This window comes from Veillonella parvula DSM 2008, assembly GCF_000024945.1.
GTDB classification, from domain to species: domain Bacteria; phylum Bacillota; class Negativicutes; order Veillonellales; family Veillonellaceae; genus Veillonella; species Veillonella parvula.
Window position 1 is genome coordinate 1,018,149 of record NC_013520.1, and the last position, 13,016, is coordinate 1,031,164.

Sequence of the window (13,016 nt, forward strand, 5' to 3'; positions counted from 1 at the left end):
ATGAATATATTAACTACAGCCCAAAAATCTAATGAGGCCATTCAAGAGGAAGCCAAAGTGTTGGCTTCCTCTATGCATATGACTTATATAAAAAGAGGAAAATTATCTATACCAGCATTATTTGACGCACATCTATGTGATTACATTGCGGTTCTTTCTGGTAATGGCTTAACTATTCATTTTCCTGATAATCAGCAACATAGCTTTCATTTATCCATGGCTCAATTACGTATACTACGTTTGCAACGTGGAGAAGGAGATTATTTAATTAATGCTGTTCAGACAATACTATGTACTAATGAAATAACTGATAAAAAAGAATTTTCGTTTCTTGATTGTACAATTGGTCTTGGCAGTGACAGTATCGTGGTGAGCTATGCTTTTCCTCAGGCTAAAATAAAAGGCCTAGAAGGTTCTTTACCTATATGGCTTGCCACATCTTATGGTTTAGCTCATTATTCGCATAATGTGAAAAGTGTGACGGACGCATTACGTCGTATTGAGGTAAGTTATGATACCTTTGAAAATTATGTACCTAATCTACCAGATGAAAGTGTAGATATTATTTATTTTGACCCCATGTTTGAGGTCCCTGTAGAGGATAGTCCTCAATTTAAACCACTCCGTGGACATACTGTGGAAAGTCATATTGATGATAAAATTATGGAGGAAGCTATGCGTGTTGCCTCTTATGGTGTTATCATTAAAGAACGACCATTTAGTTCTGTCTTTCAGAAATATCCACCTCATAAATGGGTAGGAGGAAAATATAGCCGCATAGGCTATGGTGTATATATGAAGGAGTTATTGTGAATCCCTTAATTACCATCGTTGGACCTACTGCGGTAGGCAAAACAGATCTTACCTTGGACCTAGCAGAACAGCTGCATGCTGAGGTTATTTCTGGTGATGCTTATCAGGTTTATAAACAACTTAATATTGGTACCGCTAAACCATCGGTGGATGAACTTAATCGGGTGAAACATCATCTCATCGATATACTGGAACCAAATGATTCATATTCGGTATCTATTTTTCAAGATCAAGCTAAAGAAATAATTGCAAGATTAAAAGATAGAAATATTCTTCCTATTCTGTCTGGTGGTACAGGCCTGTATGTCCAATCATTATTGGAGAACTACAACTTTAATGATGTTAAACCTGACGAATATTTGCGAGCAGAACTCGATGAGCTCTATAGTACAAAAGGTATTGAAGGCTTACGAAACTATGCTTTCACATTAGGTAAAGAGCATAATATAGAGATACAATATAGCGATAAACATCGTTTGTATCGAGCTATTGAGATATTGCATCATGGTGATGTAGATTCGTTGCGAAATCAGACAAAAAATGGTGTATCCTATAAAGGACCTGTTATCGGTCTCATAAGAGATCGTGATAAATTATATGAACGTATTAATTTACGCGTTGATATGATGTTTGATGCAGGTTTGATTGAAGAGGTGGAACAACTCATAAAATCTGGAGTGAATCCAGATTGCCAAGCTTTTAAAGGTATTGGCTATAAAGAGGTTGTAGACTATATAAATGGCAATATAACATTAGATGAGTGTCGTGACTTAATTAAGAAGAATACACGTCATTTTGCTAAGCGCCAAATTACATGGTATAAACGTATGCCATATATAGAATGGATACATATTGATAGCAATACATCTAAAGATTTTATATTTAATAAAGCTATGGATTTAATCCGTAGAGAAGGAATAGCATGACATTAGAAGAAATACGCAGTAAAGCCCTTGAAATGGCTGAACCTGAATTCAAAAAGTTTGAACCTATTGCATTGGAAAATACAAAAAAGGTATTAGAAGCATTTAAAGAGTGCCAAGTATCTGATTATCATTTTACGGGCACAACTGGTTATGGTTATAACGATGTAGGCCGTGAGAAATTAGATGAAGTATTTGCCTATGTATTTAAAGGTGAAAAGGCTATTGTACGGCCGCACTTTGTTTCTGGTACACATGCATTAGCAACGACGTTAATTTCTTTGATGGGCAATGGTTCTAAAGGTACTGAATTTATTTATGCTGTTGGGGCTCCTTACGATACGATGCAATCTGTTATCGGTTCATCTCGTGAAGTGCGTGGTTCTTTAGTAGAAAAAGGCTTTACCTATACTGAGGTACCATTGAAAGATAATACTTATGATGTTGAAGCTATTGCTAACGCTGTTAACGATAATACGCGGGTAGTAGTCATTCAACGGTCTCGAGGCTATAGCACACGTGAACCATTATCTATTGCAGATATTAAGGTTATTGTAGATGCTGTAAAAGCTAAAAATTCTAAAACGATTTGTTTCGTAGATAATTGTTACGGTGAATTTACAGAGCTGCAAGAACCATTAGAAGCTGGTGCTGACATTATGGCTGGCTCTCTCATTAAAAATGCAGGTGGCGGTTTAGCACCAACTGGTGGGTATATTGTTGGTAGAGAAAACCTTGTAGAGGATGCAGCATATCAATTGACAGCTCCTGGACTTGGCGATCATATGGGTTCATATGCTCCTGGTTATCGCTTGTTCTTCCAAGGTTTATTTATGGCACCTCACGTAGTATTACAAGCTCTTAAAGGTGCTGTATATACGGCTGCTGTAGGTGAGTTACTAGGCTATGATGTATTCCCTAAGGTAAATGCTGATCGCTATGATTTGATTCAAGCCATTAATCTGAAAAATGGGGAAGAAATGGAGCATTTCTGTGTAGGTATGCAAGCCTATTCTCCTGTAGATGCTCACGTACATCCTATTCCTGGGGATATGCCTGGGTACGAAGATAAAATCATCATGGCTGGTGGTACCTTTGTACAAGGTTCCTCTATTGAACTCAGTGCCGATGGTCCTGTACGTCCACCGTATACAATTTTCATGCAGGGTGGCCTAGTGTTTGAGCATTCCATGCTTGGTATTTTAGGAGCTGCTGAAGAACTATTAAAACATAGATAATATTTAGAATCTCTTTCTTTTGTGAAAGGGATTCTTTTTATTTCAAATCTTTTCAATATACCTATTTCTAGGCTATAATATAAGTTGCTATAATTTTATAGCAATACTACTCGGACTTTTACACCGAACTAGTGTTTTACACGTCAGGCTTTCACCCTGATTAGTTTTATGATCAAGAGATCATTAAAAGGAGAAAGTATGGAAAAAGTTATCGCTGTAGCTATGAGTGGCGGCGTAGACAGTTCTTTAACTGCTGCAATGCTATTAAAACAAGGCTATAAAGTATTTGGTATTACCCTATGGTTATGGGTGAGTGGTACGCCCTATGATGAGGTGCCTCTTGCCGTAACTGATGCTAAGAAGATGTGTGATTTTCTTGGTATCGAGCATCATGTTATCGATGCTCGTGATGTATTCTACGAAAACGTAGTAGATTACTTTGTAAAAGAATATGCCTATGGTCGTACGCCAAATCCTTGTGTATTTTGTAACAAGAACATCAAGTTTGACTTGATGCTCAATCGTGCTCTTGAATTAGGTGCCACACATATGGTAACTGGTCATTATGCACAAGTAAATTACAATGAAGAAACAGGTCTATATGAGTTACATAAAGGTGTTGATCCTACAAAAGACCAAAGTTATGTTATGTACAATATGAACCAACGTATTTTGAGTCATCTTATGTTCCCATTAGGTGGTCAATGTAAGACTGAAACACGTAAATTAGCTGCTGAATATGATTTGCCAGTCGCTAAAAAACCAGATAGCGTAGATATTTGTTTCTTGCCTCATGGGAACTATCAAAAGCTTGTGGTAGAAGAAATGAAGGGTAAGCCAGAGTCTGGTAATATCGTTACCGAAGATGGTGAGGTATTAGGTAAGCACAACGGCTTATTTAATTATACGATTGGTCAACGTAAAGGCCTTGGTATTGCTTATAAACACCCTTTATATGTTATTGGATTTAATGGGGATCGTAATGAGGTCATCGTGGGTCCTAATGAACGTCTCTTTACAAATCGTATGATTTGTAAGTTCTATAACTTCTTAGATGATACAATTCATAAGGAATTGAAGGCAGAAGGCAAAATTCGCTATGCAGCTAACCCTTCTCCTTGCACAGCACGTATTTTAGATGACGATACAATGGAGGTTATTTTTGAAGAACCACAACGGGCTATTACCCCAGGTCAGTCTGTAGCCTTTTATAATGGCACTCAATTATTGGGAGGTGCTGTTATCGATCGCGTATGTTAGAAAGGAGAATGCAAGTTCTTTGAACTTGTTCACATAGTATGTCAACGAAAAAGATTCGAAACTTCTGTATTATAGCCCATATTGACCATGGTAAATCAACCATTGCCGATAGATTAATTGAATATACTGGCACATTACAAAAACGTGAAATGGAGGCTCAAGTTTTGGACTCCATGGACCTTGAACGTGAACGAGGCATTACTATTAAAGCACAATCTGTTCGCATTTTGTACAAAGCTCAAGACGGTGAAGAATACACTTTGAATCTCATCGATACTCCGGGCCATGTCGATTTCAGCTATGAAGTATCTCGTTCTCTTGCAGCCTGTGAAGGGGCATTACTTGTGGTCGATGCTGCTCAAGGTGTAGAAGCACAAACGTTGGCAAATGTATATCTCGCTTTAGAACATGATCTTGAAATCATTCCTGTTATTAACAAGATTGATTTGCCGTCAGCAGATCCTGATCGCGTTAAACAAGAAATTGAAGATATTATTGGTTTAGACGCATCTGATGCTGTATTATGCTCTGCCAAATCAGGTATCGGTATTCCTGATATTTTAGAAGCTATTGTAAATAAAGTTCCTGCACCACCAGATAAATCTGATGAACCAACAAGAGCCTTGATTTTTGATAGCCGTTTTGATGCGTACAAAGGTGCTATTGCCTATGTCCGTGTAAAAGAAGGGTCCATAAAAGCAAAAGATACAATTCGCATGATGCATGACAAAAAGGACTTTGATGTTACAGAACTCGGTATTTTTACTCCAAATCTTGTACCTGTGCAAGAATTACCATGTGGCTCAGTAGGTTGTATTGCAGCTAGCATCAAAAATGTAAAAGATTGCCATGTAGGCGATACTGTAACATTAGCTAATAATCCTGCATCAGAACCATTGCCTGGTTATCGTAAGGCTGTATCTATGGTGTACTGTGGCCTTTACCCAACAGAGTCTAAAGATTATGAAAACCTTCGGGATGCATTAGAAAAGTTACAGCTTAATGATGCTGCCTTAGAATATGAAGCAGAAACATCATTGGCATTGGGCTTTGGTTTCCGTTGTGGGTTTCTCGGTCTTTTGCATATGGATGTAATTCAAGAACGTTTAGAACGTGAATATAACTTGACGCTTATTACGACGGCTCCATCGGTAAATTACAAAGTGTACAAAACAAATGGGGAAATGCTCGAAGTCGATAATCCAGCTAAATTACCACCTCCAACAGAAATTGATTACATTGAAGAGCCTTATGTAAAGGCGACTACAATTGTACCTAAAGATTTTGTTGGTACTATCATGGAATTATCTCAAGATAAACGCGGTGAATATCAATCTATGGAATATTTGGATGAAACACGCGTATCTGTCGTTTATCACTTGCCATTGAGTGAAATCATTTATGATTACTTTGATAAATTAAAATCTGCTACAAAGGGGTATGCATCTCTTGACTACGAATTGATTGGATATAAACAATCTCCAATGGTTAAGATGGATATTCTCTTAAATGGTTATCCTGTAGATGCATTGTCCATTATTGTACACAAGGACCGTGCAGCTACACGTGGACGTGCATTAGCTGAGAAATTGAAAGAATTGATTCCTCGTCAAATGTTTGAAATTCCAATTCAAGCGGCGGTAGGTACAAAAATTGTGGCTCGTGAAACTGTAAAAGCTTGGCGTAAGGACGTTTTGGCAAAATGTTACGGTGGTGATATTTCTCGTAAGCGTAAATTACTTGAAAAACAAAAAGCCGGTAAGAAACGCATGAAGTCCGTCGGTTCCGTAGAGATCCCGCAAGAAGCATTCATGGCGATTCTCAAGGTTGAGGACTAATAAAATGAAAACAGATTCTGATATTCTGAATCTGTCTACACTGAGGGATATGGGGTTGTATGTCCATATCCCTTTTTGTAAACAGAAATGTATGTATTGTGATTTTCCTGCTTATCAAAATTTACAAGATTATTACGAAACCTATGTATATGCTTTAGTTCAAGAAATCGATTTATGGGTCTCTGAACATCCAGAGTCTACATCTAAAGCTATTGATACAATTTATTTTGGTGGAGGTACGCCTACAGAATTATCGATTCAACAACTACAGATGATTCTTGATAAAATTAAAAATACTTTTACAATTACTGACGATTGTCATATGACTATTGAATCGAATCCTGGGGAAGTAAATTTACATTACTTAACGAAATTAGTTAAACTTGGTTTTAATCGTATTAGCTTTGGTGTTCAAACATTTGACGATAAGTTGCTTACCATGCTTCATCGTAGTCACAACGGAGAACAGGCAAAACAAGCCGTTTATGATGCTAAAGAGGCGGGCTTTACTGATATCAATATTGATTTGATTTATGGTTTGCCACGACAAACATTAGAGGATATTCAATATAATTTAGATATTGTAAAAGACTTACCGATTAATCATATTTCAACGTATGGACTTCAAGTTGAGGTAGGAACGTATCTATATCATTTAGTACAAAAGAACCTTATTTCTATTCCTAGTGAAACCATTGATGAATCCATGTATGACATGATGATGGACGGATTAAAAGCTTTAGGCTTTGAACGATATGAGATTTCAAATTTCGCCAAGACTAATTCCTATAGCCGTCATAATTTAAAATATTGGCACTATGTAGATTATTTAGGCTTTGGTGCTGGTGCTCATTCCTTCTATGACGGAGTACGCCGTAGTAATAATCGTAATGTAATGCCCTATATACAATCCGTTGACAGATATATTATGCCTACTATTGATACGGAGACGATTACTTTAGAGCGAGCTCAAGAGGATTTTTGCTTTTTAGCTCTTCGCACTAAATGGGGCCTTGATGAGCGAAAATTTGAAGATAAATTTGGCGTATCTGTCCATAATTTATTTGGTACTACTTTAGAGGATTTAGTTAGTAAAGATCTATTAGAATATCAAAGTGGAAGTTATCATTTAACCGCTGAAGGTGCCAAGCATGGAAACTATGTATTTAGTCAATTTATTCGTGAGTAATTTCTCACAGTTTCTCAAAATCTAATATGTTAGTATAAATAGGATGATGATGAATAAGCATGCTAGATTTGAGGAGGAACGATGAAGACATCTGTAATATTACACGGTTTACATAATGAATTTACTTTAGATCAAATGAAAGCATGCATAGAACTTGCTGAAAAATATGGCGGATCCTTTCGCCATGTTGTAACAGGTATACAAATTACAGGTATTGAAAAAGATGATAAGGAACAGCTAATTTCTGAATTGCCTGATGGCGTGACAACTGTTATTCATAGAGGTGTTAATTCCTTAATTGCCTGTGTAGGTAAAGGCCATTGTAAAAATGGACAAATGGAAACTAAAGAATTGGCTGATTATGTAGAGAGAAAACACTACGGCCGAAAAACATCTCATAAGTGCAAGATTGGCATCAGTGGATGTGGACGTAACTGCCCTGATGCGATGGTGAAAGATATTGCTTTTATTGGTACATCTCAAGGTTTTATGTTGGCTGTTGGCGGTAATACAGGCATGAGACCAGAAGCAGGAAAAATTTTAGCAAGAAAACTAACTATTGAGCAATCTAAAAAAGCTGTAGACATTTTGATTGATTGGTATGCGGAACATGGGGAACCTCGTGAACGTATGGGACAATTGTTAGAACGACTTGGTAATCCATTAGAAGGTATAGAACTATAAATTATTATATTTCTAGTACTTATTGATTTATGGTTTTAGTCTGTAAATAGTCAGGGCCCAAAAAGTATTCTAACTAAGAGTCCATTAACAATAGAATTATAATAAAATTATTACAAATATAAACACTTATACTATTTCAGGTTTTAATAATAGAAATTTTATTAGACCAACATATTCTAATCTTTAAATTTTGGGATATGTCATAAATGTAGATAGTATAAGTGTTTTCTTATTTTTGTACTTTGATTTTTTGACCAATTAATTAAAAATATTGAATTGTCTTTTTGACTAAATAGATATTATTTGACTTTTTAAGGATTTTTCTGCTTGACATTTTTTTTGAATATGATAATATTATACATGCGATTAGCACTCAAAGTTTATGAGTGCTAACAAGAGGTGTCATTATGGATGAAAGAAAACAGCGCATCTTGCGAGCCATAATTGAAGACTATGTTAAGTCCGCAGAACCTGTAGGATCTCGAACGATTGCTAAAAATTATGATCTTGGCATCAGTCCTGCTACGGTGCGGAACGAAATGTCCGATTTAGAGGAATTAGGCTATTTAGAGCAACCTCATACATCGGCTGGACGTATTCCTTCAGCTAAGGGCTATCGCTTATATGTTGATTCTATGCTGAGTCGACAACCTGTTCCATTACAGGATGCTGAAAAAATTGAAATGTTATGGAAACGTTCCAATGGATCAACGAGTGAACTCTTTCTCAATATGGCTAAACTACTTTCACAGGTAAGTCATAGCATGAGTTTATTCTTAGCACCAGCCCATGATAGAGCATTAATCAAATACATTCATGTATTACCGCTAGATAGTCATCAAGCCATTATGGTAGTTATTACTGAAACAGGAGCACTCGATAATGAATTGATGTACTTTGGTGAAAGCGTTTCACCAGAGCTTTTACAGAGTTTAGCCATACAATTTAGCAATGCACTACAGAATGTAAGTATTGGTCATGTAACGGCTGAGGCTTTAGGATCTATATTGGTCCATATGGAAGGACCACAGGGAATTTTATTAATCCTTTCGGAGACATTATTACGAGCTATTAATAAACGTAAGTTGTTCTATTCGGTAGGTACCACAGAGTTGTTAAATCAACCAGAGTTTAAGTCTGTTGAGAAGGTACAACCCTTGCTTTCCTTAGTGGAAGAACAAAATCAATTAGGACAGCTATTAAAAGATGATTCTCCAACACCTGTTAAGGTCAAGATTGGTATTGAGAATGAAACTGAAGCGCTACATTCAGTGAGTGTGGTACAAGCTGATTTTACGAATCAAGATCAGCCTATTGGAACTCTTGCTATTCTTGGTCCAACGCGGATGGAATACGGACGTATCATCGGCATGTTGTCCCATATGAAACATATAATGGAAACTATGGTAAAAGAACAAAACAGAAAGGGCATATAATGGCTGAAGAACAAGACATTAAACAAGAAACAGTGGAGGAAACAGAGGATACTACGAATGTAGAGGAACCAACTGTTGAAAAAACTGAAGAAGCTGTGGCTGATGCTGCTCAAGTGTTAGAAGAACTTAAAGCCGACTTTGATAATCGCTATAAACGGTTACAAGCGGACTTTGAAAACTTCAAACGACGTACTAATCAGGAAAAAGAGCAACTTGCAGGATATGTAAAAGGGGATGTATTAACAGACCTTCTTCCTGTCTTGGATAACTTTGAACGGGCTGTTCAAAGTCCTGCAGAGGGGGAAGCAAAAGTATTCCTCGATGGATTCATTATGATTCATCAAAATTTGATGGCTATGTTATCTAAACATGGTTTAGCGGTTATTGAGGCTGTGGGGCAACCATTTGATCCAAATTTCCATCAAGCGATTATGCGTGTACCGTCAGATGAATATGAATCCGATACGGTGTGTGAAGTATTGCAAACTGGCTATACTGTTGATGGTCGTTGTATACGTCCAGCAATGGTAAAAGTTGTTGAATAGATTATAAAGTTTTAGGAGGTATATATTATGGCAAAGGTAATTGGTATTGATTTAGGGACAACAAACTCTTGTGTTGCTGTTATGGAAGGCGGCGAACCTACGGTTATTACAAATCAAGAAGGTGCACGTACAACTCCTTCCGTTGTTGGATTCGCAAAAAATGGAGAACGTTTAGTTGGTCAATTGGCTAAACGTCAAGCTGTATCCAACCCAGAAAATACAATCATTTCTATTAAACGTCACATGGGTACAGACTACAAAGTAACTGTAGAAGGTAAATCTTATACTCCTCAAGAAATTTCTGCAATGATTCTTCAAAAAATCAAAGCTGACGCAGAAGCTTACTTGGGCGAACCTGTAAAACAAGCTGTTATTACAGTTCCTGCATACTTTACAGATGCTCAACGTCAAGCTACAAAAGACGCTGGCGCTATTGCAGGTCTTGAAGTACTTCGTATCATCAACGAACCTACAGCAGCTGCTCTTGCATATGGTGTAGATAAAGATGAAGACGGTAAAGTTCTTGTATTTGACCTTGGTGGTGGTACATTCGACGTATCTATCCTTGAACTTGGCGATGGCGTATTTGAAGTATTAGCAACATCTGGTAATAACCACCTTGGTGGGGATGACTTCGACCAACGTATTATGAACTACCTTATCGAAGAATTCAAAAAAGAAACTGGTATCGATTTGTCCAATGATAAATTAGCTGATCAACGTTTAAAAGAAGCTGCTGAAAAAGCAAAAATTGAGTTGTCTGGTGTAGCTAGCACAAATATCAACTTACCATTTATTACAGCTGATGCTACAGGCCCTAAACACTTGGATGTAACATTAACTCGTGCTAAATTTGAAGAATTAACTGCTGACTTAGTACAAGCAACTATTGAACCTACTCGTAAGGCTATGAGCGATGCTGGTTTATCTGCATCCGATATCGATAAAGTATTGTTAGTTGGTGGTTCTAGCCGTATTCCAGCTGTACAAGAAGCAATCAAAAAAGTATTGGGTAAAGAACCAACTAAAAATGTTAACCCTGATGAATGTGTAGCTATTGGTGCTGCTATTCAAGGTGGCGTATTAGTAGGTGAAGTTAAAGACGTATTGTTACTTGACGTAACGCCATTGTCCCTTGGTATCGAAACAATGGGTGGCGTATTCACACGTATTATCGATCGTAACACTACAATCCCTACATCTAAATCTCAAGTATTCTCTACTGCCGCAGATAACCAACCATCTGTAGATATCCATGTATTACAAGGTGAACGTGAATTCGCAGCAGATAATAAAACATTGGGTCGTTTCAACTTGGATGGTATCCCAGCTGCTCCTCGTGGGGTTCCTCAAATCGAAGTAACATTCGACATCGATGCTAATGGTATCGTACATGTAAAAGCTAAAGATTTGGGTACTCAAAAAGAACAAAAAATTACCATTACTTCTTCTAGCGGCTTGAAAGAAGAAGAAATCGACCGCATGGTTAAAGAAGCTGAAGCTCATGCAGCGGAAGATAAAGCTAGAAAAGAAGAATTAGACATTAAAAATAATGCGGACTCCTTAGTATATCAAGCTGAGAAAGCATTGAAAGACCTTGAAGGTAAAGGCGATGCTGCTTTGATGAAAGAAGTAGAAGAAGCGAAAGATAAATTGAAAAAATCTATCGAAGCTAGCAATATCGAAGACATCAAAAAAGATAGTGAAGCTTTGGAACAACCATTACATAAATTAGCAGAACAAATGTATGCAGCAGCTCAACAAGCTCAACAAGCAGCTGGTGCTACAGATCAAGGTCAACAACAAACAAAATCTGATGACAATGTAGTTGATGCTGATTACACAGTAGTGGATGACGACAAGAAATAAGAAGGGTTGGTAACGAATGGCACGAGATTATTATGACATCCTAGGGGTTAGTAAAAATGCCTCTCAAGATGAAATCAAAAAAGCCTTCCGTAAAAAGGCCCGCCAATACCACCCAGATGTAAATAAAGACAATCCAAAGGAAGCTGAAGCAAAGTTTAAAGAAGCTAACGAAGCTTACGAAGTCTTGTCTGATGAAACTAAAAAAGCTCAATATGACCAATTCGGCCACGACGCCTTCAAACAAGGAGGCGGCGCTGGTGCCGGTGGTTTCCAAGGTGGCTTCGGCGGTTTCGGTGGTCAAGCTGGAGGCTTTGGTGATATCTTTGGCGACATTTTTGGTGGCATGTTTGGTGGTGGACGCCAACAAGGCCCTCAAAAAGGTAATGACTTGCGTGAAGATATCGATATTTCCTTTGAAGATGCAGCCTTTGGTAAATCTATGGAAATTGAAGTGCATCGTCATGAAGAATGTGATCACTGTCATGGTACTGGTGGTGAACCAGGCTCTCGTGTCGATACTTGTCCAAACTGTCATGGTTCTGGTCAAGAAGCGGTTATTCAAAATACTCCATTTGGACGTATGCAGTCCGTTCGCACTTGTTCTCGCTGTCATGGTACGGGTAAAAGCATTGAAAAACCTTGCTCAAAGTGTCGTGGTACTGGCGAAATGTTGGCGAAACGGAAGATTTCCATTAAGATTCCAGCTGGTGTAGATAGCGGATCTCGCTTACGTGTAGCTAATGAAGGGGAACCTGGTATTTTAGGCGGCCCTAAAGGGGACCTTTATGTATATATCTTTGTTCGTCCGCATAAGGAATTTGAACGAAATGGTAATGACGTTATTAGCCGTGTAAATATTAGCTTTGCTCAAGCTGCTCTTGGTGCGACTATACAAGTTAACACCTTAGATGGTAAAGTAGAGTTAAAGATTCCGGAAGGTACTCAAACGGGAACGGCATTCCGCGTAAAGGGCAAAGGTATTCCATATTTGCGTAACCCTAACCAAAGGGGTGACCAACATATTGTGGTAACTGTCCAAACGCCTAAGAAGTTGACAGATACTCAACGTGAGCTATTGCTACGCTTTGCAAATGAAAGTAATGAAGACGTTAATAACTTACAAGTGAGTAAAAGTCTCTTTGAAAAAATCAAGGACTGTTTAACAAAATGAACAGCTCATGTGAAGGAATGGTTTGTTCCATCACATTCCCTATAAAGGAG

Annotated in this window: 11 protein-coding genes; all 11 read left to right on the forward strand. The window is 37.7% G+C overall.

Annotation, left to right across the window (positions count from 1 at the left end; translation table 11 throughout):
* Positions 1-813 carry a class I SAM-dependent methyltransferase gene (locus tag VPAR_RS04425; protein WP_012864325.1) on the forward strand — a complete coding sequence of 271 codons (813 nt, stop codon included), beginning with the start codon at positions 1-3 and terminating at the stop codon, positions 811-813.
* Entirely contained in the window at positions 810-1,739 is a 930-nt protein-coding gene (miaA, locus tag VPAR_RS04430; RefSeq protein WP_012864326.1) for a tRNA (adenosine(37)-N6)-dimethylallyltransferase MiaA, read from the forward strand. The genes VPAR_RS04425 and miaA overlap by 4 nt, the downstream gene beginning before the upstream one ends.
* The gene (locus tag VPAR_RS04435) at positions 1,736-2,974 is read left to right on the forward strand and encodes a methionine gamma-lyase family protein (RefSeq protein WP_012864327.1); all 1,239 of its coding nucleotides are present in this window, start codon (positions 1,736-1,738) and stop codon (positions 2,972-2,974) included. Before miaA ends, VPAR_RS04435 begins: the two co-directional genes overlap by 4 nt.
* Before the next feature lie 198 nt (positions 2,975-3,172).
* Positions 3,173-4,234, forward strand: coding sequence for a tRNA 2-thiouridine(34) synthase MnmA (gene mnmA, locus VPAR_RS04440; RefSeq protein ID WP_004695727.1), 1,062 nt, complete (start codon positions 3,173-3,175; stop codon positions 4,232-4,234).
* Positions 4,235-4,272: 38 nt separating this feature from the next.
* Complete coding sequence (gene lepA / locus VPAR_RS04445) at positions 4,273-6,072, forward strand: translation elongation factor 4 (protein WP_012864328.1); 1,800 nt, start codon at positions 4,273-4,275, stop codon at positions 6,070-6,072.
* Between the two features lie 4 nt (positions 6,073-6,076).
* The gene (gene hemW, locus VPAR_RS04450; RefSeq protein ID WP_008600870.1) at positions 6,077-7,261 is read left to right on the forward strand and encodes a radical SAM family heme chaperone HemW; all 1,185 of its coding nucleotides are present in this window, start codon (positions 6,077-6,079) and stop codon (positions 7,259-7,261) included.
* Positions 7,262-7,342: 81 nt separating this feature from the next.
* Positions 7,343-7,945: a nitrite/sulfite reductase domain-containing protein gene (locus VPAR_RS04455; RefSeq protein WP_012864329.1), complete on the forward strand. Its 603-nt coding sequence runs from the start codon at positions 7,343-7,345 to the stop codon at positions 7,943-7,945.
* 407 nt (positions 7,946-8,352) lie between these two features.
* Positions 8,353-9,381 (forward strand): heat-inducible transcriptional repressor HrcA, encoded by a 1,029-nt coding sequence (hrcA, locus tag VPAR_RS04460; RefSeq protein WP_004697456.1) that lies wholly within the window; start codon positions 8,353-8,355, stop codon positions 9,379-9,381.
* Positions 9,381-9,926: a nucleotide exchange factor GrpE gene (gene grpE, locus VPAR_RS04465; RefSeq protein ID WP_004696996.1), complete on the forward strand. Its 546-nt coding sequence runs from the start codon at positions 9,381-9,383 to the stop codon at positions 9,924-9,926. Before hrcA ends, grpE begins: the two co-directional genes overlap by 1 nt.
* A 27-nt stretch (positions 9,927-9,953) precedes the next feature.
* A complete protein-coding gene (dnaK, locus tag VPAR_RS04470) occupies positions 9,954-11,795 on the forward strand; it encodes a molecular chaperone DnaK (RefSeq protein ID WP_008600875.1) in 1,842 nt (613 codons plus the stop codon).
* A 16-nt stretch (positions 11,796-11,811) separates the two neighbouring features.
* On the forward strand, positions 11,812-12,966 hold the full coding sequence (gene dnaJ, locus VPAR_RS04475) for a molecular chaperone DnaJ (RefSeq protein ID WP_012864330.1): 1,155 nt from the start codon (positions 11,812-11,814) through the stop codon (positions 12,964-12,966).
* Positions 12,967-13,016: the final 50 nt, after the last annotated feature.

Coding starts and splice junctions, on each gene's coding strand:
- VPAR_RS04425 (WP_012864325.1), top strand. CDS start 1: ATGAATATATTAACTACAGCCCAAAAATCTAATGAGGCCATTCAAGAG.
- VPAR_RS04435 (WP_012864327.1), top strand. CDS start 1,736: ATGACATTAGAAGAAATACGCAGTAAAGCCCTTGAAATGGCTGAACCT.
- mnmA (WP_004695727.1), top strand. CDS start 3,173: ATGGAAAAAGTTATCGCTGTAGCTATGAGTGGCGGCGTAGACAGTTCT.
- lepA (WP_012864328.1), top strand. CDS start 4,273: ATGTCAACGAAAAAGATTCGAAACTTCTGTATTATAGCCCATATTGAC.
- hemW (WP_008600870.1), top strand. CDS start 6,077: ATGAAAACAGATTCTGATATTCTGAATCTGTCTACACTGAGGGATATG.
- VPAR_RS04455 (WP_012864329.1), top strand. CDS start 7,343: ATGAAGACATCTGTAATATTACACGGTTTACATAATGAATTTACTTTA.
- hrcA (WP_004697456.1), top strand. CDS start 8,353: ATGGATGAAAGAAAACAGCGCATCTTGCGAGCCATAATTGAAGACTAT.
- grpE (WP_004696996.1), top strand. CDS start 9,381: ATGGCTGAAGAACAAGACATTAAACAAGAAACAGTGGAGGAAACAGAG.
- dnaK (WP_008600875.1), top strand. CDS start 9,954: ATGGCAAAGGTAATTGGTATTGATTTAGGGACAACAAACTCTTGTGTT.
- dnaJ (WP_012864330.1), top strand. CDS start 11,812: ATGGCACGAGATTATTATGACATCCTAGGGGTTAGTAAAAATGCCTCT.